Annotated in this window: 25 protein-coding genes; 18 read left to right on the top strand and 7 right to left on the bottom strand. The window is 74.1% G+C overall.

Annotation, left to right across the window (positions count from 1 at the left end; translation table 11 throughout):
* Position 1: 1 nt before the first annotated feature.
* Positions 2-304: a thiamine-binding protein gene (locus tag EDD28_RS03340; protein ID WP_123738326.1), complete on the top strand. Its 303-nt coding sequence runs from the start codon at positions 2-4 to the stop codon at positions 302-304.
* Between the two features lie 45 nt (positions 305-349).
* Here the strand turns inward: EDD28_RS03340 and EDD28_RS03335 are convergent, their stop codons facing one another.
* On the bottom strand, positions 350-1897 hold the full coding sequence (locus tag EDD28_RS03335; protein ID WP_123738325.1) for a helix-turn-helix domain-containing protein: 1548 nt from the start codon (positions 1895-1897) through the stop codon (positions 350-352).
* A gap of 153 nt (positions 1898-2050) precedes the next feature.
* On the opposite strand from EDD28_RS03335, the gene EDD28_RS03330 reads away from it, so the two are divergent.
* A complete protein-coding gene (locus EDD28_RS03330; RefSeq protein WP_123738324.1) occupies positions 2051-2296 on the top strand; it encodes a glutaredoxin family protein in 246 nt (81 codons plus the stop codon).
* Positions 2297-2376: 80 nt separating this feature from the next.
* On the opposite strand, the gene EDD28_RS03325 is transcribed toward EDD28_RS03330, so the two are convergent.
* On the bottom strand, positions 2377-2910 hold the full coding sequence (locus tag EDD28_RS03325; RefSeq protein ID WP_123738323.1) for a YceI family protein: 534 nt from the start codon (positions 2908-2910) through the stop codon (positions 2377-2379).
* A 258-nt stretch (positions 2911-3168) separates the two neighbouring features.
* Here EDD28_RS03325 and EDD28_RS03320 point away from each other — a divergent pair, with 258 nt between their 5' ends.
* From EDD28_RS03320 to ccsB, 6 genes are all read left to right on the top strand, one after another.
* Positions 3169-3702 (top strand): MarR family winged helix-turn-helix transcriptional regulator, encoded by a 534-nt coding sequence (locus EDD28_RS03320; protein ID WP_123738322.1) that lies wholly within the window; start codon positions 3169-3171, stop codon positions 3700-3702.
* Positions 3703-3796: 94 nt separating this feature from the next.
* Entirely contained in the window at positions 3797-4462 is a 666-nt protein-coding gene (locus EDD28_RS03315) for a histidine phosphatase family protein (RefSeq protein ID WP_123738321.1), read from the top strand.
* Positions 4455-5066, top strand: a complete 612-nt coding sequence (locus EDD28_RS03310) for a TlpA family protein disulfide reductase (RefSeq protein ID WP_245967895.1) — start codon at positions 4455-4457, stop codon at positions 5064-5066. The genes EDD28_RS03315 and EDD28_RS03310 overlap by 8 nt, the downstream gene beginning before the upstream one ends.
* 2 nt (positions 5067-5068) lie before the next feature.
* Positions 5069-5842, top strand: coding sequence for a cytochrome c biogenesis CcdA family protein (locus EDD28_RS03305; protein WP_123738320.1), 774 nt, complete (start codon positions 5069-5071; stop codon positions 5840-5842).
* Positions 5842-7626 carry a cytochrome c biogenesis protein ResB gene (gene resB / locus EDD28_RS03300; RefSeq protein ID WP_123738319.1) on the top strand — a complete coding sequence of 595 codons (1785 nt, stop codon included), beginning with the start codon at positions 5842-5844 and terminating at the stop codon, positions 7624-7626. The genes EDD28_RS03305 and resB overlap by 1 nt, the downstream gene beginning before the upstream one ends.
* Entirely contained in the window at positions 7623-8642 is a 1020-nt protein-coding gene (gene ccsB / locus EDD28_RS03295; protein ID WP_123738318.1) for a c-type cytochrome biogenesis protein CcsB, read from the top strand. Before resB ends, ccsB begins: the two co-directional genes overlap by 4 nt.
* Positions 8643-9339: 697 nt before the next feature.
* On the opposite strand, the gene EDD28_RS03290 is transcribed toward ccsB, so the two are convergent.
* The gene (locus EDD28_RS03290; RefSeq protein ID WP_123738317.1) at positions 9340-9720 is read right to left on the bottom strand and encodes a hypothetical protein; all 381 of its coding nucleotides are present in this window, start codon (positions 9718-9720) and stop codon (positions 9340-9342) included.
* A gap of 78 nt (positions 9721-9798) precedes the next feature.
* Here EDD28_RS03290 and EDD28_RS03285 point away from each other — a divergent pair, with 78 nt between their 5' ends.
* Positions 9799-10287, top strand: a complete 489-nt coding sequence (locus EDD28_RS03285; RefSeq protein WP_123738316.1) for a DUF4229 domain-containing protein — start codon at positions 9799-9801, stop codon at positions 10285-10287.
* On the opposite strand, the gene EDD28_RS03280 is transcribed toward EDD28_RS03285, so the two are convergent.
* Positions 10168-11097: a 1,4-dihydroxy-2-naphthoate polyprenyltransferase gene (locus tag EDD28_RS03280; protein WP_123738315.1), complete on the bottom strand. Its 930-nt coding sequence runs from the start codon at positions 11095-11097 to the stop codon at positions 10168-10170. The genes EDD28_RS03285 and EDD28_RS03280 overlap by 120 nt on opposite strands.
* Before the next feature lie 2 nt (positions 11098-11099).
* Positions 11100-12257: an AMP-binding enzyme gene (locus EDD28_RS03275; protein WP_123738314.1), complete on the bottom strand. Its 1158-nt coding sequence runs from the start codon at positions 12255-12257 to the stop codon at positions 11100-11102.
* Between the two features lie 32 nt (positions 12258-12289).
* On the opposite strand from EDD28_RS03275, the gene EDD28_RS03270 reads away from it, so the two are divergent.
* On the top strand, positions 12290-13375 hold the full coding sequence (locus EDD28_RS03270) for a DUF3048 domain-containing protein (protein ID WP_123738313.1): 1086 nt from the start codon (positions 12290-12292) through the stop codon (positions 13373-13375).
* Positions 13376-13429: 54 nt separating this feature from the next.
* On the opposite strand, the gene EDD28_RS03265 is transcribed toward EDD28_RS03270, so the two are convergent.
* Positions 13430-14428, bottom strand: a complete 999-nt coding sequence (locus EDD28_RS03265) for a 1,4-dihydroxy-2-naphthoyl-CoA synthase (RefSeq protein ID WP_123738312.1) — start codon at positions 14426-14428, stop codon at positions 13430-13432.
* Between the two features lie 75 nt (positions 14429-14503).
* Here EDD28_RS03265 and EDD28_RS03260 point away from each other — a divergent pair, with 75 nt between their 5' ends.
* The 5 genes from EDD28_RS03260 (at position 14504) to EDD28_RS03245 (ending at position 20138) form a co-directional block, all read left to right on the top strand.
* Positions 14504-15469 (top strand): o-succinylbenzoate synthase, encoded by a 966-nt coding sequence (locus EDD28_RS03260; RefSeq protein ID WP_123738311.1) that lies wholly within the window; start codon positions 14504-14506, stop codon positions 15467-15469.
* Positions 15462-17225, top strand: a complete 1764-nt coding sequence (gene menD / locus EDD28_RS03255) for a 2-succinyl-5-enolpyruvyl-6-hydroxy-3-cyclohexene-1-carboxylic-acid synthase (RefSeq protein WP_123739898.1) — start codon at positions 15462-15464, stop codon at positions 17223-17225. The genes EDD28_RS03260 and menD overlap by 8 nt, the downstream gene beginning before the upstream one ends.
* Positions 17226-17371: 146 nt before the next feature.
* On the top strand, positions 17372-17914 hold the full coding sequence (locus EDD28_RS17125; RefSeq protein WP_148059534.1) for a hypothetical protein: 543 nt from the start codon (positions 17372-17374) through the stop codon (positions 17912-17914).
* Positions 17915-17975: 61 nt separating this feature from the next.
* Complete coding sequence (locus EDD28_RS03250; RefSeq protein ID WP_148059533.1) at positions 17976-18458, top strand: hypothetical protein; 483 nt, start codon at positions 17976-17978, stop codon at positions 18456-18458.
* 114 nt (positions 18459-18572) lie between these two features.
* Positions 18573-20138: a S1C family serine protease gene (locus tag EDD28_RS03245; RefSeq protein WP_245967894.1), complete on the top strand. Its 1566-nt coding sequence runs from the start codon at positions 18573-18575 to the stop codon at positions 20136-20138.
* A gap of 180 nt (positions 20139-20318) precedes the next feature.
* Here EDD28_RS03245 and EDD28_RS03240 read toward each other — a convergent pair whose 3' ends face one another.
* Entirely contained in the window at positions 20319-21680 is a 1362-nt protein-coding gene (locus EDD28_RS03240) for an isochorismate synthase (protein ID WP_123738308.1), read from the bottom strand.
* 39 nt (positions 21681-21719) lie between these two features.
* On the opposite strand from EDD28_RS03240, the gene EDD28_RS03235 reads away from it, so the two are divergent.
* From EDD28_RS03235 to EDD28_RS03225, 3 genes are all read left to right on the top strand, one after another.
* On the top strand, positions 21720-22412 hold the full coding sequence (locus EDD28_RS03235) for a demethylmenaquinone methyltransferase (RefSeq protein ID WP_123738307.1): 693 nt from the start codon (positions 21720-21722) through the stop codon (positions 22410-22412).
* 269 nt (positions 22413-22681) lie between these two features.
* Positions 22682-23986: a geranylgeranyl reductase family protein gene (locus EDD28_RS03230; RefSeq protein WP_211339101.1), complete on the top strand. Its 1305-nt coding sequence runs from the start codon at positions 22682-22684 to the stop codon at positions 23984-23986.
* Positions 23983-24345, top strand: a complete 363-nt coding sequence (locus EDD28_RS03225; protein ID WP_123738306.1) for an NADH-quinone oxidoreductase subunit A — start codon at positions 23983-23985, stop codon at positions 24343-24345. The genes EDD28_RS03230 and EDD28_RS03225 overlap by 4 nt, the downstream gene beginning before the upstream one ends.
* Position 24346 lies beyond the last annotated feature (1 nt).

The raw sequence follows: 24346 nt of genomic DNA, 5'->3' as shown, positions 1-24346 counted from the left end.
CATGCTCGTTGCCTTCTCCGTCGCTCCGCTCGGTGCGGGCGAGTCCGTCGCCGAGGCGGTGGCCGACGCGGTCGCGGTCGTGCGCGCCTCCGGGCTGCCCAACCGCACGTCCGCCATGTTCACGGAGGTCGAGGGGGAGTGGGACGAGGTGATGGACGTGGTGCGCCGCGCGACCGAGGCCGTCGGGCGCCACGGGCACCGCGTCTCGCTCGTGCTCAAGGCCGACATCCGCCCGGGCTTCACGGGCCAGCTCGACGCGAAGGTCGAGCGCGTCGAGGCGGAGCTCGCCGGTCGCGGGGACTGACCGCCGCCGGGCCGGCGCGCGACGGCCCGGCGCCCGCGACGGGAGTCAGTCCTGGAAGGTGTCGATCTGCGCGCCGAGCTCGATGAGCCGGTCGGCGAGCTGCTCGTACCCGCGACGGATGATGTCGACCCCGCGCAGCACCGACGTGCCCTTGGCCGCGAGCATCGCGAGCAGGATGACGACGGCCGGGCGCAGCGCCGGCGGGCAGCTGATCTCGGCACCGGACCAGTGGGTCGGGCCGTCCACGTCGAGACGGTGCGGGTCGAGCAGCCGGACGTTGGCACCGAGGCGCGTGAGGTCCGTGAGGTGGATGGCGCGGTTGTCGTACACCCAGTCGTGGATCGTCGTGTGCCCGTCGGCGCACGCGGCGATGAGCGCGAAGAACGGCAGGTTGTCGATGTTCAGCCCGGGGAACGGCATCGGGTGGATCTTGTCGATCGGCGCCTTGAGCTCGCTCGGGTGGACCGTGATGTCGACGAGTCGCGTCCGCCCGTTGAGCGCCATGTACTCGGGGGAGAGGGAGTAGCGCAGGCCCATCTCGGACAGCACCGCGAGCTCGATCTCCATGAACTCGATCGGCACCCGCGCGACGGTGATCTCGGAGTCCGTCACGATGCCGGCCGTGAGCAGGCTCATCGCCTCGACCGGGTCCTCGGACACGTGGTACTCGACGTCGGCGTCGATGTGGCTGCGGCCGCGGACCGTGAGCGTCGTCGAGCCGATGCCCTCGATCTCGACGCCGAGCAGCTCAAGGTAGAAGCACAGGTCCTGGACCATGTAGTTCGGGGAGGCGTTGCGGATGACCGTGACGCCGTCCCGGCCGGCGGCCGCCATGATCGCGTTCTCGGTCACGGTGTCGCCGCGCTCGGTCAGCACGACGCGGACCGGCTCGCCGTCGTCGGGCGCCACGACGGCGCGGTACTCGCCGGCGCTCGCGGTCACGTCGAGGCCGAACGGGCGCAGCGCGATCATGTGCGGCTCGACGGTGCGCGTGCCCAGGTCGCAGCCCCCGGCGTAGGGCAGCTCGAACGTCGGCTGCTGGCCGAGCAGCGGGCCGAAGAACATGATGATCGAGCGGGTGCGCCGGGCCGCGTCGTCGTCGATCCCGGACAGGTCGAGCTCCGCCGGGCGGCGGATCTCGAGGTCGCGGCTGCCCTCGACCCACTCGACCTCGACGCCGATCGACTGGAGGACCGCGACGATCCGGTCGACCTCGACGATGTTCGCGACGCCGCGCAGCACCGTGCGCCCGCGGTTGAGCAGCGACGCGCACAGCAGCGCGACGGCCGCGTTCTTGGAGGAGTTGACCGTGATGGTGCCCGACAGCGTGCGGCCGCCGTGGACGCGCAGGTGCGTCGGGCGCTGCGGGGTGTTCGCGATGGGCAGGAGGCCGGCGTCGAGCGCGGCGGAGATGCGCGCGAGCATGTCGACCGAGAGGTTCTGACTGCCCTGCTCGATGCGCGCGATGGCGCTCTGGGAGGTGCTGAGCCGCTCGGCGAGCTGCGCCTGGGTCAGGCCCTTGTTCTGGCGGGCGCCCCGGATGAGCGAGCCGATCTCGGCGAGCGGGGTGGTCGAGTCCTCAAGGGTCGTCATGAGGAGAGATCGTATCCTTCTCGGGAGATAAGTGGGGCCCCAGGATGTGAAGATTCCGGGCGTACCCGCCGAGAACATGCGTCTGATGATCTACGTCACGTCGCGCGGGGCTGGCGGCACCGGCGCGCCGCGGGCTCGTCCTAGGGTTGGCGCGTGAACGGGACCGACGTCAGGGTGCTGCTGGTCGAGCGCGCCGGCTGCCACCTGTGCGCCGACGCGCACGCCGTGCTGGACGCCGTGACGGCGGCGACGGGGGTGGGCTGGGCGAGCGTCGACGTCGACTCCTCGCCCGACCTGCTCGACGCCTACGGGGAGCTGGTGCCGGTGGTGCTCGTCGACGGGCACGAGCGGGGGCACTGGCGGCTCGATCGGGCCGTCGTGGAGGCGGCGCTGCGCTGAGGCGCGCCCCGACGTGACGAAGGACGGCCCCCGTCCCGGCGCGTCGCGCGCCGGGACGGGGGCCGTCCCCGGGGAGGTGCTCAGCCCTGCTTGACGGCCGAGATCTCGATGGCGATCTTCACCTTGTCCGAGAGCAGGAGGCCGCCGGCCTCGAGCGGCGCGTTCCAGGTGATCCCGAAGTCGGACCGGGCGAGCTCGGTCTCGGCGGAGAAGCCGATCCGGTCGTTGCCGTAGGCGTCCTTGGCGGCGCCGTTGTACTCGACCTCCAGCGTGACCGGCTTGGTGACGCCGTTGATGGTGAGGTCGCCCGTGAGCGTCCCCTCCTCGCCGCTGAAGGAGACGGCCGTCGAGGCGAACGTCCACTCCGGGTTCACGTCGATGCTGAAGAAGTCCGAGGACTTGAGGTGGCCGTCGCGCTGCTCGTTGCCCGTGTCGACCGAGGCCGCCTTGATGGTGGCGGTGGCCGAGGACGTCGCGAGGTCGTCGGCCACGACGATCTGGCCGTCGAACTCGTTGAAGACGCCGCGGACCTTCGCGATCCCGGCGTGACGGATGGTGAAGCCGACCTCGGAGTGCGAGGCGTCGATGGCATAGGTGCCGGCGGGGATGGTCATGGCTGCTCCTCGAGCGAGTGCGGGTCGGCGCGCGGCCGACTGATTGAACACTCAAGTTCTAGCACCATTCGGTTGTAGGGACAACCAATCGCGCCGAGTGTGAGCGACCTCACCCGTCCGCGCTCGCCGGCGCCCCCGCGCCGCGGCCGTCCCCGGCCCGCCTAGGACCAAGGGCTGAGGGGGAGGCCCCGCGCCGTCGTTACCGTGGCGTGGACACCCGCTCGCATTCGCGGCCACCCGCGGGAGAGGACGGTCCTGATGCTCGTCGCCGACCACGGCAAGGCACCCGTGCCGATCGACGGGGCCGGCGACGTCGAGCCCCACTGGCTCGACCCGGGGCAGCAGCGCGACTGGCGCGCCACCATCACCGGCATGACGTTCCTCATGCGGGCGCTGAGCACCGACCTCGAGCTCGAGGTCGGCCTGTCGATGGCGGAGTACGAGCTCCTCGTGCGGCTGTCGGAGGCCGGGTGCGAGGGCGTGCGGATGGCGGAGCTCGCCGAGCAGGTGGCGCACTCCCGCAGCAGGGTCACGCACACGATCGCCCGGCTCGAGCGGTCCGACCTGGTCGAGCGGCTGCCCGCGCGGGACGACCGCCGCGGCGTCCTCGCCCGCATCACCCCCGAGGGGTGGGCGCTGCTCGCCGAGGCCGCGCCCCGGCACGTGGCCTCGGTGCGGGCGCGGCTGGTGGACGTCGTGACCCCCGAGCAGCTCCACGCGCTCGGCGACGTCATGCGCTCGACCCTGCACGCCGCCGGCCTCGAGATCTCGGAGCCCGCCGTCCTGCCGTAGCGAGCCGGCGCCGACGCCGGCCGTCGGGTCGCGGTCGTCCACGGGGCGGTCGCCGCCGGGCCCAGGGGTCCGCCGGGGGTGCGAGACTAGTCGGATGCCGCGTACCACCGTCCACCTCGTGCGCCACGGCGAGGTCCACAACCCTGACGGCATCCTCTACGGACGCCTGCCCGGGTACGGGCTGTCGGAGCGAGGCCACGCCATGGCGCGACTCGTCGCGGAGGCGTTCACGTCCCCCGGCTCCCGGCCGGGCGACGGTCACGACGTCACCTACGTCGTGGCGTCCCCGTTGCAGCGGGCGCAGGAGACGGCCGCGCCGCTGGCCCGCGCGCTCGGCCTCGAGGTCGCCACCGACGACCGGTTGATCGAGGCGGACAACGTCCTGGAGGGGCGCCGGCTGGCCGGCGCCGGCGTGCGCGAGCTGCTCGATCCCGCGATTCTGCGGCACCTCTACAACCCGTTCTCGCCGTCCTGGGGGGAGCCGTTCGCGCAGCAGCGCGACCGCGTGCTCGCCGCCGTCGCCGCGGCCCGTCGCGTCGCCGAGGGGCACGAGGCCGTGCTCGTGTCGCACCAGTCCCCGATCTGGGCCGTGCGTCGCGCGCTCCAGGGCAAGCCGCTGTGGCACGACCCGCGCTCCCGGGAGTGCTCCCTCGCGTCGGTCACGTCGCTCACGTTCGACGGCGACCGCCTCGTCGACCACACCTACTCCGAGCCGGCCGCCTCCCTCCTGCCGGGTGCGTCGGCGGTGCCCGGTGCGTAGCGGCGCCCGTCGGCGGACGGCCGCGACCGGGGCGGCAGCGCTCCTCGCCGTCGCGACGCTGCTCGCCGGCTGCTCCGGCTCGTCGGCTCCGGCGGACGACCCGGAGGTCGCCGAGGCCGGCTACCAGGCCGGCGACGGCAGCATCACGCTGTTCGCGCCGGCCGACCGGACGGAGGCGGTCGAGCTCGCGGGCGTCACCTTCGACGGTGTCGAGCTCGACCTCGCCGACTACCGGGGCGACGTCGTGCTCCTCAACTTCTGGTACGCGGACTGCCCGCCGTGCCGGGTCGAGGCGCCCGACCTGGCGGCGCTCGCCACGGACTACGCCGACCGGGGCCTGCGGGTGGTCGGGATCAACGCCCGCGACGACGCCGACCGCGTCGCCTCCTTCACCGAGAGCTTCGGCATCACCTACCCGATGCTGGAGGACTCCGACGCCTCCGCCGTGTCCGCCCTCCAGGGCGTGGTGCCGCTCAGCGCGTACCCGACCACCGTCGTGCTCGACCGCGAGGGCCGCCCGGCCGCGCGCGTGCTCGGACTCACGGATGCCGCGACGCTGGGCGGTCTCGTCGACGACGTCCTCGCCGAGTCGTCGCGGGGGTAGTCGTGGACGGCCTCGGCGCGTGGTTCCAGGAGACGGTCCTGTCCGGACCGCTCCTCGTCGCGCTGCCCGTCGCCCTGCTCGCCGGCCTCGTCTCGTTCGCCTCGCCCTGCGTGCTGCCGCTCGTCCCCGGCTACCTCGGGTACGTCGGCGGCATGGCCGGCGCGGACCTCGAGACGATCGGTGGTGCCGAGGGACGGGCGAAGCGTCGCCTGCTCGCCGGCGTGCTGCTGTTCGTCGCCGGGTTCTCGGTCGTGTTCGTCGGGCTGAGCCTCGTGTTCGTGCAGATCGGCGTCGCCCTCACCCCGTGGCTCGACGTGGTCACGCGCGTGCTGGGGGTCGTCGTCGTCCTCATGGGCCTCGCGTTCCTCGGCTGGATCCCGTTCCTCGCCGAGGACCGGCGGCTGCGGCTCGCGCCGCGCACGGGCCTCGCGGGCGCGGGGCTGCTCGGGGTGACGTTCGGCCTCGGCTGGGCCCCCTGCATCGGCCCGACGCTCGCCGCCATCACGATCCTCGCCCTGCCGACGGGGTCGCCCGCCCGCGGCGCGATCCTCGCGCTGGTGTACTGCCTCGGCCTCGGGCTGCCGTTCCTCCTCCTTGCCCTCGCGTTCCAGCGGTTCGCGGGTGCCATGTCGTTCCTGCGCCGGCACCGTCTTGCGATCATGCGGATCGGCGGCGCCATGCTCGTCCTCGTCGGGCTCGCTCTCGTCACCGGGGTCTGGGGACGGCTGATCGCCGTCGTCCAGGGCTGGGTCGGCGGGTTCGTGACGGTCGTCTGATGGCCCGGCGCGGTGGATATCGGCCCGAGGGCCTCGTCGTCATCGGCGAGGCCGACACCGAGGCGGCCGCGGCGCCGGGCGAGGGTGCGGCGCCCGATGGGGGCGCGGCGCCCGGCGCGGGCGACGGTGCTGGGGACGGCGCCGGCGCCACCGTGGCGCGCGGCACCGGCTGGGGCTGGCGCGAGTGGGGCCGGTGGGGCTGGCGCCAGCTCACCTCGATGCGCGTCGCGCTCCTCCTGCTCATGCTGCTCGCGATCGCGGCCGTGCCCGGGGCCGTGCTGCCGCAGCGGCTCCAGGACGCGGCCGGCGTCGCGCAGTACTTCACCGACCACCCGTCGCTCGCGCCGTGGCTGGACCGGTTCTCGCTGTTCGACGTCTACACGTCGCCGTGGTTCGCCGCGATCTACCTGCTGCTGTTCATCAGCCTCGTCGGCTGCATCGTGCCGCGCGCGTTCGAGCACGCGCGCGTGCTGCGACAGCCGCCGCCGCGCGCGCCGCGCCGGTTCACCCGGTTCCCGGCGCACACGGCGTTCGCGTCCGGGCTCCCCCTGGACGACGCCGTGGCGCAGGCGCGCCGCGGGCTGCGCGGGTATCGCCTGCGGGAGGAGTCGGTCGGCTCCGGCGACGCCCGCGTCGTCAGCATCTCCGGGGAGCGCGGCTACCTGCGCGAGGTCGGCAACATCGTGTTCCACCTCGCGCTCGTCGGCCTGCTCGTCTCGATGGCGTACGGGTCGCTCGTCCACTACCGCGGTCAGGTCATCATCGTCGAGGGCGAGACCTTCGCGAACTCGCGCCTCGCCTACGACTCCTTCGACACGGGCGCCTGGTTCGACGAGGACTCGCTCGGCGACTTCCGGCTGCGGCTGGACTCCTTCCACGCCGTGTTCCTGCCGAACGGGCAGGCCGACGACTTCCGCGCGGACGTCGCGGTGATCGACGCCGACGGGGCGGAGCGCCCCGCGTCGATCAAGGTGAACGAGCCGCTGCGCGTCGGCGGTGCGAGCGTCTACCTCATGGGGAACGGCTACGCGCCGAAGATCCAGGTGCACGACGCGGCGGGCAAGCTCGCCTTCTCCGCCACCGTCCCGTTCATCCCCACCAGCAACACGAGCTACGTCTCGCACGGCGTCGTCAAGGTCGCGGACACCTCGACCGGCACGCAGATCGGGCTCAACGGCTGGTTCCTGCCCGCGGCCCAGATCATCGACGACGGCGCGTTCGCCGACTCCACCGCGCCGACGCCGGACGACCCGGCGCTCCTGCTCGAGGTCTGGTCCGGTGACCTGGGCCTCGACCTCGGGGTGCCGCAGAACGTCTACCAGCTCGACACGTCGCGGATGACGCAGTCGGTCCGCGAGATCGACGACGGGGCCGGTGGCACGACGACGGCGCCCGTGCGCGTCGAGGTCCGGCCGGGGGAGACGGTCGACCTGCCGGACGGGCTGGGCACCGTGACGTTCGAGTCGCTGCCCCGGTTCGTCGGCCTCGACCTGCGCTACGACCCGACGCTCGGATGGGTGCTCGGGTTCGCGCTCGCCGCCATCGTCGGGCTGACGGGCTCCCTGTTCCTGCCGCGCCGCCGGGTGTTCGTGCGCCTCGGCCTCGACCCGCGGGGCCGTACAGTTGGCACCGCCGCGGCCTTGGCCCGCGGCGACGACCCCGGGCTCGCCAGGGAGCTCCAGCGCGTGACCGGCTGGGCCCGGACGGCGCCGCGGACCGCTGCGACCGATACTGCTTCGACCGCCGCCACCACCGCGGCCACCGCCGACGAGGAGTCCTCATGACGGGTCAGCTCAGCCTCTACTTCGTCACGTTCGCACTGACGGCCTACCTGATCTCGGCCGTCAGCTTCGCGATCGACCTGACCCGGCGGGCGCCCGTGCGGCCGACTCGGGCCCGTTCCCTCGTCGGCGTCGGTGCCGGCGGCGCGGACGAGGCTGCCGCGGGTGGCTCGCTCGGCCGGGACGCCGGGATCGACGTGGTCGTCGACGCGGCGGACGCCGGCTCCACGTCGGACCCCGTGCCCGGTGCGGTGTCGCGGCGCGCGGCCGGGATCGGCATGTCGACGTTCCTCGCCGGGACGGCGCTGCTGCTCGCCGGTGTGGTGACGCGCGGCATCGCGGCGGGCCGCGTCCCGTGGGCGAACATGTACGAGTTCACGCTCATGTCCGTGCTCGTGGCGTCCGTGGTGTTCCTCGCCATCCAGCGCCGGACCGACGTGCGCTACCTCGGCACGTTCCTCGCCGGGCTGGCCGTTCTGTTTCTCTTCCTCGCGCTCACGGTGCTCTACCTCGACCCGGCCTCGGTGCAGCCGGCTCTGCAGAACTACTGGCTCGTCATCCATGTCTCGATCGCGACGTCGGCCGTCGGTCTCTCGACCGTCGGTGCCGTCACGAGCGCGCTCCAGCTCGTCAAGGACCGGTACGAGAGCCGCGGCACGCAGCCGCGGGCGGCCTGGGGCCGACGGATCGTGGCGTCGCTGCCGGCGCCGGAGTCGCTGGAGCGGCTCGCCTACCGGATCAACGCGGTCGCCTTCGTCATGTGGACCTTCACGCTCGTCTCGGGTGCCATCTGGGCCGAGCACGCGTGGGGCCGGTTCTGGGGCTGGGACGCCAAGGAGGTCTGGACCTTCGTCACCTGGGTGATCTACGCGGCGTACCTCCACGCGCGGGCCACGCGGGGCTGGGAGGGGCGCCGGGCCGCCTGGTTCTCGGTCGCCGGGTTCCTGTCGATCATCGTCAACTACTGGATCATCAACCAGTTCGCGAACTCGCTGCACGGGTACAGCGGCCTCGGCTGAGCCGCCGCTGCCGCCATCGGTGCCGGGGGCTTGGTGCCGGTGCGGGTGCTTGCTGGGTGCCCGGTGCCGGGTGCTGGGTGCCGCCCGAGGGGGCCGGGCGATCTGGCAGCCGCGGAGGATGCGGCGCGGACGGGGCACAGGGGCAACGGTGCCGCACCCTTGCGGCCGAGATGCATCGTGTGCGACGCGCCCGAGACGAGGTGACAGCCGCGTCGTCCCAGGTCAGGGGCCCGTGCCGTTGCGCGGGCGTACGTCGCACACGAAACGGCCGGGGAGCGCGACGCGGACGGTCGCCGTGTGCCGTGGTCGCCACTGGTTTGAGCGGACGGCCGCATGCCAGCCTGCCGGGGCAGGCGGATTGGGTGGTCGCGGCGTCCCGTGCCCCCGATCCGGAGCATGCGGGTGGCGCGTCGCGCACGGCCCGCGTCGTCCCGGTGTCGTGTACGACGCTTCGGTGATGCGCGTCGTGCCTGGTCAGGGCGTTGGCCGCGGTCGTCGAGCGCGACGCACACGATGCTTCTTCGCGTGAGTGTGTGCCTCGGCGCCGGCGCTGCTGGCCCGCGCCTGACGCTGGCGCCCTCGTCGCGTCGGCCGCTCGTGCCGCCGACGGCGCTCCGAGGCTCGTGCCCCCGGTCCCGGCTGGGCCCCACGCCCGGCGAGGCCTCACACGCCGCGGAGCCTCAGACGCCGCGGGGCCTCAGACGCCCCGGGCGGGGGGATCGATCGTGTCGTCGCGGTCGCCGCCCTCGGCCCGCCCGCCCCGCTCTCCCTGCTCGGCCGGGTCGATCTCGTCGGAGCTCGTCGGCTCCGCCTCCGCGACCTCGGCACCGTCCGACGCCGTCTCGGCGGCCTGGCGCGCCGCAGCGCTCCGTCGCGCCTCCTCCAGCTCGCGCTGGCGGCGCTCCTCGCGCAGCCGACGGTCGAGCTGGGCGAGGAACACGGGGTCGTCGTCGGGCGCCGGGCGCGGGGGAGCCGGCGGCGCGCTCGGCCCGGGTCCCGTGCGGCCACGCTGGATCAGCCAGACGAGGGTGTAGACCACCACCCCGATGACGAGGAGGAACAGGAGCAGGCGCGGCATCGCTCCAGCCTACGTCGGTGGGACGGCCGACGCCCCGACCGCCGGTCGCGCCGGTGGTTGCCGCCGTAGGCTGACCGGGTGCGTCCCGTCGTCATGTACTCGCTCTACCGCCTGCTCGTGCTGCTCGGAAGCCTGGGGATCGTGTACCTCCTCGGCATGCGGGGCTGGTGGTGGCTGCTGATCTCGGTCGTGGTGGCCGCGGCCGTCGCCTACCTCGCGCTGCCGCGTCCGCGCGCGGCGGCCGCCGCGGCGCTCGCCGAGCGAGCGACGGAGCGGGCCGCGACCCGCGGTGCCCGCGGGAACGAGGGGATCGACGAGGCGGCCGAGGACGCCGCGCTCGACCTCGTCCCGGAGCCGGCGCCCGAGACACCGGCGGTGCCGAGCACTCCCGAGACCTCGGCCGACCCGTCGACCGCTCGGACCGGCCGGATCGAGCGGACCGCAGCCTCAGCCGCCGACGAGCCCGCCGTCCGGCCCGCCCCACCACAGGGCGAAGGCGAACGCGAGGCCGACCATGAGCTCGAGTCGCCCGACGTCCCGCAGGATGCTCACGAGCCCCGGACCTGACAGCCCCGCCCGGACGATCCGCGCGAGCTGCAGCGCGACCGGCGCCAGCGTGAGCACGAGCAGCGGTGCCAGCGCGAGCGGCATCCCGGGCGCGGGCAGGGCGAGGAGCACCGCGGCCAGCGCGCACGCGAAGGGGGTCAGCACCATGCCGGCGAACACCGTCCGCGCGCGCGTCTCGCCGAGCCGGACGGCCAGCGTGTGCTTGCCGGCGACGGTGTCCGTCGCGACGTCGCGCAGGTTGTTCACCATGAGCAGCGCGCACGCCAGCGAGCCCATCGCCACGGCCGCGCACACGGCCCCGCCGGTGAGCGCGCCGGCCTGCGCGTAGGTCGTCCCGAGCGTCGCTACGAGCCCGAAGAACACGAACACCATGACCTCACCGAGCCCGAGGTAGCCGTACGGGCGTTTCCCGCCGGTGTAGCCCCAGGTCGCGAGCAGCGCGAGCGCGCCGACGCCGAGCAGCCACCAGAACCCCGTCACCCAGCAGAGCAGGACGCCGAGCGCGGCGGCGACGACACCGGTCGCCAGGGCCGCGAGCTTGACCGCGCGCGGCGTCGCGGCGCCCGAGCCGACCAGCCGCATGGGTCCGACGCGTCGCTCGTCGTCGGTGCCGCGAACCCCGTCGGAGTAGTCGTTGGCGTAGTTGACCGCGATCTGCAGCGTCAGCGCGAGCAGTGCGCACAGGAGCGCCGGCAGCCAGCGGAACGAGCCCATCCCGGCCGCGGCGCCGGTCCCGGCCAGCACGGGCGCCACCGCGGCCGGCAGCGTCCTCGGGCGCGCACCGGCCGCCCACTCGCCAAGCGTTGCCATTCTCAGTCCTCTCCACCGGTCGCGGGGTGATGGCCCGCGCGAGGGGTGCCGCTCGCGTCCGTCTGCGCGAACCTCGCGACGAGCGCCCGCCGGTCGATCTTCCCCGGACCCCGCAGCGGAAGCGAATCCTCGCCCGCGAGCACGCGCTTCGGCACGCTCGCCGCCCCGAGGCGGTCGCGGATCGCGCCCCGCACGTCCTCGGCCACGCCGGCCGCCGTCCCGGGGTCAACCCGCAGCGCGAGGCAGACGAGCTGGCCCCATTCCGGGTCGGGCACCCCGACGGCCGCCGCCTCGGCGACGCCCTCGACCGCGAGCGCCGCGGCCTCGACGGCGTGCGGGTCGACGTTGACCCCGCCCGAGACGATGACGTCGTCCCGCCGGCCCAGCACGCGCAGCCGCCGGCCGCCCGCGGTCTGCTCCCACCGGCCGCGGTCGTTGGTGAGGACCTCGCCGTCGAACGGCTCCAGCCCGCGCGCCGTCACGTAGCCGAGGGCCACCTGGTCACCCCGCAGCCGGATGCGCCCGTCGTCGTCGATCGCCACGCTCGTGCCGCGCAGCGGGACGCCGTCGTACACGCACCCACCGGCCGTCTCCGTCATCCCGTACGTGGTGACGACGGGGACGCGGGCCGCTCGCGCCCGGGCGAGCAGGGGCTCGGGGGCCGCGGCGCCACCGAGCAGGACCGCGTCGAGCGAGGCGGCGGCGGTCGCCGCCCCGGCGTCGGCGAGGACGCGGTGCAGCTGGGTCGGCACGAGCGAGCCGTACCGGCGCAGGCCGGGGGGAGTCGCGTCGTGCAGCAGGGCGACGTCGCGCGCGAAGCCCGCGGCCGTGAAGGCGCCGGCGTGACCGCGGACGAGGGGAGCGCCGGCGGTCAGCGCGCGCGCCCGGACCATGAGGCCCGCGACGTGGTCGTCGGGCAGCGAGAGCAGCCACGCGCCGGGGCCGCCGAGCCGCTCGTCCGTCGCGGCGACGGCGTGCGCGATGGTGGCCGGGCCGAGCGCGACGACGCTCGGTGCCCCGCCCGTCGACCCCGAGGTCGCGCAGTAGACCCCGGCCCCCGCGACCACGGGCAGGTCGAGCCCCCGCGCGGATCCGAGCCGGAGCAGCCGGCGTCCCGCGAGGACCTCCGCGAGCGCCTCGTCGGGGGTGTCATGGGCCACCCGACCAGGGTAGGGCGTGGCACAGTTGGGACGTGGCTACCTCTCGCACCCGCACGCGCCCCGCCAGCACGCGCCAGCGCGGCCTCGCCGTCGTCGCGACCCTCCTCGCGGCCGGGCTCGCGCTCACCGCGTGCTCGAAGGAGCCCGAGGTCATCCAGCCGACGGACCCGCCCGTCACGGTCGACCCCGAGGTCCAGGTGGACAAGACGGCCGCGCCCGAGGCGGCGCCCGTGTGGCCGCTCACCGGCCTGCCGGGCGACGTGGTCGAGCGTCCGGTGCTCGCGGTCAAGGTGGAGACGACGCGTCCCGCGCGACCGCAGGCGGGCATCAACGTCGCCGACGTGCTGTGGGAGGAGATGATCGAGGGCGGCGAGACGCGCCTCCTCGCGATGTTCCACTCCTCGCTGCCCGAGCAGGTCGGCCCGATCCGGTCGGTGCGTCCGATGGACGGCGGGATCGTCGGTCCGACCGGCGGGCTCCTGGCGTTCTCCGGCGGTCAGCCGCAGTTCATCCAGCAGGTGATCGACGACGGCGTCCAGGTCACGATCGGCGACCAGGGCGGCCCGGGCATGTACCGGGTCGACTTCCGCCGGACGCCGTACAACCTGTACGGGAACCCGGCCGAGATGATCACGGTCGCGGACGGGAACCGGAACCTGACGCCGCCGGCGCCCTTCACGTTCGCCGCGACCCCGGCCGCGGCGACGGCTGCGGCGAACGGGACCGAGGCGACCGAGATCGTCGCGAAGTTCCCGGCGCAGAAGTCGAGCTGGAACTGGGACGGCAGCCGCTGGCTCCGCTCGATGAGCGACGCGCCGCACACCGTCGACACCGGCGAGCAGATCGCCGCCGACAACGTGGTCGTGCTGCGTGTCAACATCCGCGACACCGGTGCCAAGGACCCGATCGGCACGGCCGTCTACGAGACGATCATGGTCGACTCCGGTGAGGCTCTCGTGGCCACGGGCGGTCGGACGGTGTCGGGGACGTGGTCCAAGGCGGGCATCTCGGACCCGATCGTCCTGACCGGCGCGGACGGCCAGGTCATCACGCTCGCGCCCGGGCAGACGTTCATCGAGCTGCTGCCCTACGACAGCTCCTCGCTCACCGTCTCCTGACCTGACCCGACCGGGACTCGACCTGACGGGACCGCGACAGGTCCCAGGACCCTCTCAGGACACGTGGGGGAAGCCCGACCAGTCGGGTGCGCGCCGCTCGAGGAACGCGTCCCGTCCCTCGACGGCCTCGTCGGTCTGGTACGCCAGCCGCGTCGCCTCACCGGCGAAGACCTGCTGTCCGGCGAGCCCGTCGTCGGCGAGGTTGAAGGCGAACTTGAGCATGCGGATCGCCTGCGGCGACTTCGTCGCGATCGTCGCGGCGTACTCCAGCGCGACCTCCTCCAGCCGGTCGTGGTCGACCGCCTCGTTGATCGCGCCCCACCGCTCCGCGTCCTCGGCCGAGTAGCGGCGGGCGAGGAAGAAGATCTCCCGCGCGCGCTTCTGCCCGACCTGGCGCGCGAGCAGCGCGGAGCCGTAGCCGGCGTCGAACGACCCGACGTTCGCGTCGGTCTGCATGAACGCGGCGTGCTCGCGGCTCGCGATCGCGAGGTCGGCGACGACGAAGAGCGAGTGCCCCCCGCCGGCGGCCCAGCCGTTGACCACCGCGACGACGACCTTCGGCATGGTCCGGATGAGCCGCTGCACCTCGAGGATGTGCAGCCGGCCGGCGCGCGCCGGGTCGACGCTCTCGCGGGTCTCCCCGACGGGGTTGCCGGCGTCGTCCGTCTCGGCGTACTGGTAGCCGGATCGCCCGCGCACGCGCTGGTCCCCGCCCGAGCAGAAGGCGTGGCCGCCGTCCCTGGGGCTCGGGCCGTTGCCGGTGAGCAGGACGGTCCCGACGCCCGGGTCGAGCCGCGCGTGGTCGAGCGCGCGGTAGAGCTCGTCGACCGTGTGCGGGCGGAAGGCGTTGCGCACCTCGGGCCGGTCGAAGGCGATCCGGACGACGGGGAGGTCGCGCTGCGAGACGACCGCGCCGGCCTCGTCGACCTCGCGGGCGACCCCCCGGTGGTAGGTGATGTCGGTGAGGTCGAACCCCTCGACCTCGCGCCAGCTCACGGGGTCGAAGGTGTCGGAGACCTTCGCGGGCGGGGGAGTCGGTGCGTGCGCGCTCACGCCAGCCAACGTACCCGTCGCGGTGCCCGCCCGGGGGCTCGGGCCGTCCGGTCGAGGCGTCACTAGGCTGGCGGGGTGCCTCGCGACGTCCTCGTCTACTCCTCGCGGCTGCGCACGCGCTTCCGCGGGATCACGGTCCGCGACGGCGTCCTCCTGCGCGGCGACGCCGGGTGGGGGGAGTTCTCCCCGTTCTGGGACTACGACGACGCCGAGAGTTCGGCGTGGCTCGCCGCGGCCCGCGAGACCGCCGACCTCGGCTGGCCGGCGCAGCTGCGTTCCAGCGTCCCGGTCAACGTGACCGTCCCGGCCGTCGACCCCGAGCGTGCCCACGCGATCGTCACCGGCTCCGGCGGCTGCACGACGGCGAAGGTCAAGGTCGCCGAGCCCGGGCAGGGCCTCGCCGAGACCGAGGCCCGGCTCGAGGCGGTCCGCGACGCCCTCGGCCCGGCCGGTCGGATCCGGATCGACGCCAACGGCGGCTGGACGCGCGACGAGGCGCTGACCTCGCTCGCCCGGCTCGACCGGGCGGCCGGCGGCCTCGAGTACGTCGAGCAGCCGTGCGCCTCGGTCGCCGACCTGGCCGCCGTGCGCCGCGCGCAGTCCGTGCCCGTCGCGGCCGACGAGTCGATCCGCCGCGCCGCCGACCCGCTCGCCGTGCGACGGGCCGAGGCCGCCGACGTCGTCGTGCTCAAGGTCCAGCCCCTCGGCGGCGTGCGCGCGTGCCTGCGCCTCGCCGAGGAGGTCGGGCTGCCCGTCGTCGTGTCGTCGGCGCTGGAGTCGAGCGTCGGCATCGCCGCGGGTCTGGCGCTCGCGGCCGCGCTGCCCGAGCTGCCGTACGCCTGCGGGCTCGCGACGGTCCACCTGTTCGAGCGGGACGTCGCCGCGGCGCCGCTGCTCCCCGTCGGCGGCGAGCTGCCGGTGCCGGCGTCGCCGGCAGCCGTCGCGCCGCTCGCCGTCACGCCCCCCGACGTGCTCGGTGCGGACGTCGCGACCCGCGAGCGCTGGCTCGCCCGGCTCGACGCGGTGGGCTCCCGTGCCTGAGCCCCGCGACCCGGCGCCGAGCCAGGCGCTCGCCGAGGCGGTCGTCGCGGCGCTCGCGACGGGCGGCGTCCGCGACGTCGTCCTCGCTCCCGGCTCCCGCAGCGCACCGATGGCGTACGCGCTGCTCGCCGCCGAGGACGCGGGCGCGCTGCGGCTGCACGTCAGCATCGACGAGCGCTCCGCCGGCTTCGTCGCGCTCGGCCTCGCGGTCGCGACCGGCCGTCCGGTCCCGGTGGTCGTCACGTCGGGCTCGGCGGTCGCGAACCTGCACCCGGCTCTTCTCGAGGCGGCCCACCAGCGCGTGCCGCTCGTGGTCGTCTCGTGCGACCGCCCGGCCGAGCTCGTGCGGCGCGGCGGGTCGCAGACGATGGAGCACGTCGGCGTCTTCGGCTCGCCCGACGGTGTCGCGGGCGGGATCTCCCGGCCCCGCGCCACGGCCGACCTGACCGCGGCGGACCTCGCCTCGGTCACCCTCCTCGACCTGCTCGGCGTCGCTCGCGGCCCGCTGCCCGGCCCGGTCCACCTCAACGTCGCGTTCGCCGACCCGCTCGTGCCCGTGCCTCCCGTCCGCTCCGTGCGGATCGAGGCGCCGAGCGACGCCGCCGACGGCACCTCCAGCGCGGCGTCGGCGCCGGTCCGGGCGCCGGAGGTCCGGGTGGCCACTGGATCGATCCGCACGGAGCGGACACCCCGGACGGTCATGCTCGCCGGTGACGGCGCCGTGCGCGGCGGTCGGCCCGACCTGCCAGCCGCCTGGCCCGTGCTTGCGGAGCCAACGGTCGACCTGCCCGGGGCGCTCGGCTCGGTCCCGGTCCTGCTCGACGCGCTCGGGGACGACGTCGAGCGCGTCGTGGTGCTCGGACGTCCGACGCTCTCGCGCCAGCAGACCGCGCTGCTCGCGCGGCCGGACGTGGAGGTGGTCCTCGTCGACCCGCCCGGTCACGCCTGGCTCGACGGGCCCGGCGCCCGGCACGTGCCGGCGGGCTGGCTGGCGGACGAGGTCGAGGAGAGCCGCGCGGCGGGCGACGCGGACGGTCCCGGCTGGTCGGACCGCTGGCACGCCGCGGCGCGGGCGGTCGCCGCCGAGCTGGACGCCGAGGTCGAGCTGGCGCTCGCCGGCGCGCCGATCGAGGGCTGGACGGCCGCGCGGCTCGTCTCCCGCGCGGCGGCACGCGACGGTGGTCTGCTCGTGGCCGGGGCGTCCATGGCGATCCGGCAGCTCGACCTCGCGGGCCTCCCCGCGGCGCGGGTGGTGAGCAACCGGGGGCTGGCCGGCATCGACGGCACGGTGAGCACGGCGCTCGGCCACGCGCTGGCTGCGGACGTCGGGCCGGCGGCGGGGGACCGCCCCGTGCGCGCCCTGCTCGGCGACCTCACGCTGCAGCACGACCTCGGCGGCCTCGTCCGGGGGCGGCTCGAGCGGCCGGTCGACCTCCAGCTCGTCGTCCTCGCCGACGACGGCGGGTCGATCTTCGCCACGCTCGAGCACGGCCGACCGGAGCTCGCCGCGGCGCACGAGCGGGTGTTCGCGACGCCGCAGGCGCTCGATCTCGCGGCCGTCGCGGCCGGTGTCGGCGCCCGGCACGTGCTGGTCGACGACGCGTCCGGACTCGCGGCCGCGCTCACCGGCGTCGGCCGTGGGATCGAGATCGTCGAGGTGCGGCTGAGCCGTTCGGGGGCCGCCGAGCGACGTCGCGCCCTGCACCGGCGACTGGTCGACCTCGTCCGCACGATGTCGGCGGGAGGAGCTGCGTAGTTCCTCGACGAGGGCGGCGACGGCACGTGACCTGGGTGCTGCGCCGGACGAGGTCTGTTTCAGTTGCGACCAGGGCACTCTCTCAGTAACATTCCAGCCAACCGCTTTGTGATGAGGTTTTGCCCAGTCGAACGAGGGAGTTCGAGTTGTACGCCAGAACGATCGCGACGACACTCGCCACCACTGTCTTGCTTGGCCTCGGCGCAAGTGCCGCGCAGGCACACAGCTACGCGTCGGTGGCCGAGCATGGGCCGAGCGCTCCCGGGAACGGGACGGAGCTCGATCCCGATGAGGTCGCCACTGTCGTGACCGAGACCTATGACGTGATGCCAGGAGGCGGAACGGTTGGCTCCGTGTACGAGACGGACCCCCCTTCCGGGCCGACTCCTTTTGCGACGTGGGGATCCAGCTATGCGATCAGTACTGAGACCGCGTGGCTCTACTACAAGGGCCGAGCAAAGGCTGCAGGAAATGTCTTCCAAGGGCAGCGGATCGTCAAGGTATGCATCTGGTACAGCCAGGGAAGTCAGAACATCTCGGGGACGGTGTGCTCCTCGGCGTCGAGCAACGGAGGGTCCTGGATCGCTGGCGCCGAGAAGTCGGTGAGCGCCTGGGACAATCTGAGTGTGAATTGGCCGCAGACGCGATTCAACATCGAGACCACGCGGATAAACCCGAACATCTACTAGGCGGACGAGTCCGCCACCCACCTCGTTGACGGCGGTGGACTGCTGGAGGAGGATGACTGCGATGGACAGGGCAGAGACCGTGGGATGGCGACTTGCGCTGGGATCCCTCGTGGTGGGGGCGCTTCTGGTCCAGGTGGTGCTGATCCCGCTCGTCGCTCGCTCGCTCGCCTCCACCTATCCCGACCTCGCGGACCTCTTCTTCGCATACACGTGGTGGGCGATCGGGGCCATGTGCGGGGTGCAGGCCGCACTCCTGGTCCTGTGGCGTCTCGTGGGTCTCGCTGCGGAAAGGACCCTGACGCCTTCTCGGCTCACGCGCCTGACCGGTATCGCCGCGATCTTCTTCTCCCTTGCGGCGACTGCGTTCGCGTGCTTGTTCCTGCACGTTGGGCTCGTCGCTCGTCTTGGGAGTCCGTCCGTCCTCCTGGGGCTCCTCGCCTCTCTCGCGCTGGCGCTCCTGTCCCCCGTCGTGATTCGCACGACGGGCGGCCTCGTGGCGCGCGCGGGAAAGGGACCAGCTCAGGTCGTGCGCCGCGCGACCTGAGCGCCGGCGGGCGCCGCACGCCCCAGGAACCTCCCAGGAACCGCCCAGCGTCGGCCAAGGTCGACGGGGTTGACTCGTTCGCAGATGAAGTCCCCGTCCGCGAATGGAGTCGAGATGGACAACCAGCCCGTCGTCCCGCCGGTCTACCCCCCGGTCCGGCGTTCCGGCGATGCGACCCCTCCGACGGCCTCGCCCGCCCAGCAGGAGCAGCACGCTCCGCAGGGTCAGGCCGGCGCGTCGTTCTCCTGGTCCGGCCAGGCCCAGCCCGCCCAGGCGCAGCCCGGCCAGGCGCAGGCCCCGACGGGTCATGACCCGCAAGGCCCGTCGCTCCCGTACGGCCAGGCGCCGGCCACCACCCTGCCGCTCGCCGCCGTCCCCGCCTCGACCGGCTCGGTGCCCCCGACGGCGCCCGCCGACCCCGGCGTCGCGTCCGCGGGCCGGCAGCCGACCCCGCGGCGGATGTGGCCGGCCGTCGCCGCCTCGGCGCTGCTCGCCGCGGTGCTGGCGTCAGGCGGCACCGCCCTCGCGACCGGCGCCCTCGGCAACGGCAACGCGGGGAGCTCCTACGCGGGTCTCGGGGCGACCACCCCCGTGGCCGTCAGCTCGACGACCGACGTCCAGTGGCAGGCCATCGCCGCGCAGGTGCGCGACTCGGTCGTCGCGATCTCCGTCACGACGGCGCAGGGCGGCGCGGCCGGCTCGGGCGTCGTCATCGACGCCGACGGCGGCTACGTCGTCACGAACAACCACGTCGTCTCGGGCGCCACCGCCGGGGGCATCTCGGTGACCCTCGCCGACGGCCGCATCTTCGCGGCGACGGTGGTGGGGACGGACCCGACGACGGACATCGCCGTCATCCGCCTCACCGACGCCCCGAGCGACCTCGTGGCCTCCCCGTGGGGCGACTCCTCGCACGTCGTGGTCGGCGACGACGTCATGGCGGTCGGCAACCCGCTCGGCCTGGCGAGCACCGTGACCACGGGCATCGTCTCGGCCGTCGACCGGCCGGTCGCGACCACGGGCGAGAGCTCGGACACGGCGGTCGTGACGAACGCGATCCAGATCGACGCGGCGATCAACCCCGGCAACTCCGGCGGCCCGCTGTTCAACACCGCCGGCGAGGTCATCGGCATCAACTCCTCGATCGCCTCGACGGCCTCCTCGGCGCAGCAGGCCGGCAGCATCGGCCTCGGCTTCGCCATCCCGTCGAACCAGGCCAAGGCCGTGGCGGAGCAGCTCATCGCGACGGGCGTCGCGCAGCACGCCTACCTCGGCGTCACCCTCTCGGACGGCACGGCGACCGCCGACGGCGTCACGCGCGCCGGGGCGAAGGTCGAGTCGGTGGCGAGCGGCACCCCCGCGGCCGAGGCCGGCCTGCGGGCCGGCGACGTGGTCGTCGGGATCAACGCCAAGGCGGTCGGTGGCGCCGAGTCGCTCACCGGGTTCGTCCGGCAGTTCGGCGCCGGCGACGAGGTGACGCTCACCGTCGTGCGCGGCGGCGAGGCGATGGACGTCAACGTCACGCTCGCCGAGCGTCCCGTCGAGACCGACCAGAGCGACTCGGGCCAGAGCGACTCGGGCCAGGGCGATTCCGGCCAGGGCGATTCCGGCCAGGACGGCGGCAGCCTGCCGAGCTTCCCGGGCTTCCCCAACCTGCCCGGGTTCGGCGGCAACGGCTGAGCCGGCCGCAGCAGACCCGCGCGGGTGGAGGTCAGGCCGCCCGCGCTGCCGGTGAGACGGAGGTCAGGCCGTCTCGCCCGACGAGGCCCGGACCTCGCGACATCGATCGCGAGGGACCGGGCCTCGTCGCATGCGGGGGTCGAGCTCGGCGCTCGGACGGGTCGGGCTCGACGTCGGCGGTCAGCGCAGCGCCTGGCGGACCGGCTCGAACTTCGCCTCGGTCTCGTCCAGCTCCGACTGCGGGTCGGACGCCGCGACGATGCCGCAGCCGGCGAACACGCGGATCCGGCGCGGGTCGTCCGACTCGATCCGTCCGCAGCGCAGCGCGATGCAGAACTCGCCGTCGCCGTCGGCGCCGAGCCAGCCGACCGGGCCCGCGTACCGGCCGCGCGGCATCCCCTCGATCTCGCGGACGAGGCTGACGGCGACCCGCGTCGGGGTCCCGCCGACGGCCGCGGTCGGGTGGAGGGCGGCCGCGAGCCGCAGGACGGACGGGAGCGCCCCGGCGCGGTCCGGCGCGTCGCTGGCGTCGCCGGGGGCGAGCACCGCCGTCACGTCCGTCGCCAGGTGCATGACGTTGGGCAGGTGGAGCACGCTCGGCACCTCGGGCACGTTCGCCGACGCGACGAACGGCTCCAGCGCCTCGGCGAGCGACGCCACGGCCAGCTCGTGCTCCTCGAGGTCCTTGGACGAGCGCGCCAGCGCCGCGGCGTGCGCGAGGTCGGCCTCGTCGTTGCCGGTGCGCCGGATCGTGCCCGCCAGCACGCGCGAGGCGACGAGGCCGCGCTCGCGCCGGACCAGCAGCTCGGGGGTGGCGCCGACGAGCGAGTCGACCGCGAACGTCCACGTCGTGGGGTAGGCCCGGGCGAACCGGGTGGTGAGGGCCCGCAGGTCGAGCGGCTCGCTCGCTACGGCGACCGCGTCCCGCGCGAGCACGATCTTCGCCGCGTCGCCGCGCCGGATCCGCGCGACCGCGTCGGCCACGCGGGCCATCCAGTCCTCGCCGGAGTGGGCGCCCGGCTCCCAGGTCACGTCCCGCGGCTCGCGCACCGGCGAGCGCGGTCCGGCGAGCGCACCGGTCACGCCGGGGTCGTCGCCGACGCCCGCGTCCGTCCCATCGGCGGCGTCGACGAGCGTGACCCACGCGCGCACGCCGCCGGGGGTCTGTCGCCGCCCGACCAGCACGCGGGGGACGACGAGCGTCCCGCCCGACGGGTCCTCGTCGTCGAACGCGAACGAGCCGAACGCGACGAGCCCGGTGCCGGGCAGGTTGACCTCGTCAACCACGGTGCTGGCGGCGGCGAGCTCGCGCAGCCGCGCGTCGGCCGTCAGCATGCGTCCCTCGCCGCGGGTGTCGATCCGCGCGGCCTCGCCCCACGCCACCATGCCCTCGTCGCGGCGCAGCCAGACGAGCGTGTCCGGCCCCCCGTCCGGCAGCAGCGCGAGGAGGTCGCCCGGGTCGTCGATCTCGAGGGTGCGCACGGACACCCGCGCCGGCGCGAGCGCGCGGGAGGGCGATTCGCTGGTGGCGGCCTCGGACATCGCGGCCAGCCTACGCCGCGGAGATGGGAGGATCGTCCTATGGCCCGCGCCCAGCTCGACAAGGATCCCGCCGCCGTCGCCGAGATGTTCGACGACGTCGCGCGCCGCTACGACCTCACCAACGACATCCTGTCCGTCGGGCAGGACCGGGCCTGGCGCCGAGCCACCGTTCGTGCCATCGACGCGGCGCCGGGGGAGCGCGTGCTCGACCTCGCGGCCGGTACCGGGACGTCGACGGCCGCGCTCGCGGACCGGGGCGTCGACGCCGTCGCGTGCGACTTCTCGACGGGGATGGTGTTCGAGGGCAAGCGACGCCGCCCCGACCTGGCGTTCGTCGCCGGCGACGCCACCGCGCTGCCGTTCGCCGACGACACGTTCGACGCCGTGACGATCTCGTTCGGGCTGCGCAACGTGAGCCCGGCCGTCCAGGGGCTGCGGGAGATGCTCCGCGTCACGCGCCCGGGCGGCCGGATCGTCGTGTGCGAGTTCTCCACCCCGCCGGTCGGGATCGTCGACCAGGGCTACCGGCTGTTCCTGCGCACCGTCCTCACGCCGGTCTCGCGCACCTTCAGCTCCAACCCGGAGGCCTACGACTACCTCGAGGAGTCGATCCTCGACTGGCCGGACCAGGAGGGCGTCGCCGCGCTCCTGCACGAGGCCGGCTGGCGGTCGGTGTCCTACCGCAACCTCAGCCTCGGGATCGTCGCCCTGCACCGGGCCGTCAAGCCCTGAGTCGACCCTGACCTTGGTCCCGAAATTCGGGCCTCAGGTGTAGCGAAAATAGGCCGAGCGCGAGGCCGCGACACGTGGTTAGGTAAGCCTTGGGAGACACCCCCGGAGGGCCTAACTAGAGTGAAAACGGTCTGCGCGCGAGACGCCGTCAGCCGCGTGCTCGGACCTCGGATTTTCGGCACACCGTGCCGCGGGACGCCGCCTCGGCGACGGCCCGGGCGGCACGTTCAGGCAGGACATGGCACAGGCAGGACAGCGAGGTGATGACGATGGCAGCCGCGACTGCTAGCGCCGACGTCATCGTCGTCGGCGCGGGTCCCGGTGGAGCCGCGACGGCGCACTACCTCGCCCAGCGCGGGCTCGACGTCGTCGTGCTGGAGAAGGCCACCTTCCCGCGCGACAAGATCTGCGGCGACGGCCTCACGCCGCGCGCGGTCGCCGAGCTCATCTCGATGGGCGTGCCGATCCGCGAGGACGACGGCTGGCTGCGCAACGTCGGGCTGCGCGTCGTCGGCGGCGGGCACCGGATCGAGATGCCGTGGCCGGAGCTCGAGACCGTCCCGAGCTACGGCCTCACCCGCACCCGCGAGGACCTGGACGAGACCCTCGCCCGCCACGCGGTCGCCAGCGGGGCCAGGCTCCTCGAGGGGCACAGCGTGACCGGCGCGGTCCGCTCCGACGACGGCCGGATCACGGGCGTCACCGTCAAGCGCGTCGACGCGCGCGGTCGCGCGACCGGTGAGCCCGAGCTGACCTTCACCGCCCCCTACGTCGTCGACGCCGGTGGGGTCGCCGCCCGGCTGGCCACGAGCGTCGGGCGCGAGAAGCTGGCGAGCCGCCCGCTCGGCGTCGCCGTCCGCACCTACTTCCGCACGCCCGAGGGCACGCCGCGGGCCGACGACGACATGATGGAGTCCCACCTCGAGCTGTGGGACGGCAAGCCGGGGGAGTCGGCGCTCCTGCCCGGCTACGGCTGGATCTTCGCGCTCGGCAACGGTCTGGCGAACGTCGGCCTCGGCAGCGTCTCCTCGGACGCCAAGGCGACGACGATCAACTACCGCGACGTGTTCGCGCGCTGGATCGCCAACGTCCCGCAGGAGTGGGGCTTCACGCCCGAGAACCAGGTCGGTCCCGTGCGCAGCGCCGCCCTGCCGATGGCGTTCAACCGCAAGCCGCTCTACGCGGACGGCCTGCTCCTGGTCGGCGACTCCGGCGGCATGGTGAGCCCGTTCAACGGCGAGGGCATCGCCTACGCGATGCAGGCCGGCCGGTTCGCCGCCGACGTCATCGCCCAGGCGCTCGCGCGTCCCGACGCGGCCAGCCGGGAGCGCGCGATGCAGGCGTACCCGCGCCTCATGCGGGCCGAGCTCGGCGGCTACTACGCCCTTGGCAAGCAGTTCGTGAAGATCATCGAGCACCCGCGCGTCATGCGCGTCTGCACGAAGTACGGGCTGCCCCGCCCGACGCTCATGAAGTTCGTCCACAAGCTCTTGTCGGACTCCTACGACCGGACGGGCGGCGACGCCATGGACCGGATCATCACCGCACTGACGAAGGTGGTGCCTGCGGCATGACCAATCCCTACACTCCGATCCTCGTCATGATGGGGGTCGCGGCCCTGCTCGCCCTCGGGGGCGTCGGCGCCAGCGCGATCATCGGGCCGCGCGTGTACTCGCGCGCCAAGCTCGAGGCGTACGAGTGCGGCATCCAGCCGACGCCGCACGCCGTCGGTCACGGCCGGTTCAACATCAAGTACTACCTCGTCGCGATGACGTTCATCATCTTCGACATCGAGGTGGTCTTCCTGTACCCGTGGGCCGTCGCCTTCCACGACCTGGCCGTCTTCGGGATCGTCGCGATGATGGGCTTCCTCGCCCTCATCACCGTCCCCTACATCTACGAGTGGCGCCGCGGCGCCCTGAACTGGGACTGAG

The sequence above is a fragment of the Salana multivorans genome (assembly GCF_003751805.1).
GTDB lineage: Bacteria > Actinomycetota > Actinomycetes > Actinomycetales > Beutenbergiaceae > Salana > Salana multivorans.
Note: the sequence above shows the minus strand (reverse complement) of the source record. Positions and strands in the feature narration are given on the sequence as shown.

What these genes read in the sequence shown, in the direction of transcription:
- EDD28_RS03320 (WP_123738322.1), top strand. Translation starts at nt 3,169, where the DNA reads ATGCTCGTCGCCGACCACGGCAAGGCACCCGTGCCGATCGACGGGGCC.
- EDD28_RS03225 (WP_123738306.1), top strand. Translation starts at nt 23,983, where the DNA reads ATGACCAATCCCTACACTCCGATCCTCGTCATGATGGGGGTCGCGGCC.
- EDD28_RS03250 (WP_148059533.1), top strand. Translation starts at nt 17,976, where the DNA reads ATGGACAGGGCAGAGACCGTGGGATGGCGACTTGCGCTGGGATCCCTC.
- EDD28_RS03290 (WP_123738317.1), bottom strand. Translation starts at nt 9,720, where the DNA reads ATGCCGCGCCTGCTCCTGTTCCTCCTCGTCATCGGGGTGGTGGTCTAC.
- ccsB (WP_123738318.1), top strand. Translation starts at nt 7,623, where the DNA reads ATGACGGGTCAGCTCAGCCTCTACTTCGTCACGTTCGCACTGACGGCC.
- EDD28_RS03315 (WP_123738321.1), top strand. Translation starts at nt 3,797, where the DNA reads ATGCCGCGTACCACCGTCCACCTCGTGCGCCACGGCGAGGTCCACAAC.
- EDD28_RS03245 (WP_245967894.1), top strand. Translation starts at nt 18,573, where the DNA reads ATGGACAACCAGCCCGTCGTCCCGCCGGTCTACCCCCCGGTCCGGCGT.
- EDD28_RS03325 (WP_123738323.1), bottom strand. Translation starts at nt 2,910, where the DNA reads ATGACCATCCCCGCCGGCACCTATGCCATCGACGCCTCGCACTCCGAG.
- EDD28_RS03335 (WP_123738325.1), bottom strand. Translation starts at nt 1,897, where the DNA reads ATGACGACCCTTGAGGACTCGACCACCCCGCTCGCCGAGATCGGCTCG.
- EDD28_RS03280 (WP_123738315.1), bottom strand. Translation starts at nt 11,097, where the DNA reads ATGGCAACGCTTGGCGAGTGGGCGGCCGGTGCGCGCCCGAGGACGCTG.
- resB (WP_123738319.1), top strand. Translation starts at nt 5,842, where the DNA reads ATGGCCCGGCGCGGTGGATATCGGCCCGAGGGCCTCGTCGTCATCGGC.
- EDD28_RS03240 (WP_123738308.1), bottom strand. Translation starts at nt 21,680, where the DNA reads ATGTCCGAGGCCGCCACCAGCGAATCGCCCTCCCGCGCGCTCGCGCCG.
- EDD28_RS03235 (WP_123738307.1), top strand. Translation starts at nt 21,720, where the DNA reads ATGGCCCGCGCCCAGCTCGACAAGGATCCCGCCGCCGTCGCCGAGATG.
- EDD28_RS03340 (WP_123738326.1), top strand. Translation starts at nt 2, where the DNA reads ATGCTCGTTGCCTTCTCCGTCGCTCCGCTCGGTGCGGGCGAGTCCGTC.
- EDD28_RS03230 (WP_211339101.1), top strand. Translation starts at nt 22,682, where the DNA reads ATGGCAGCCGCGACTGCTAGCGCCGACGTCATCGTCGTCGGCGCGGGT.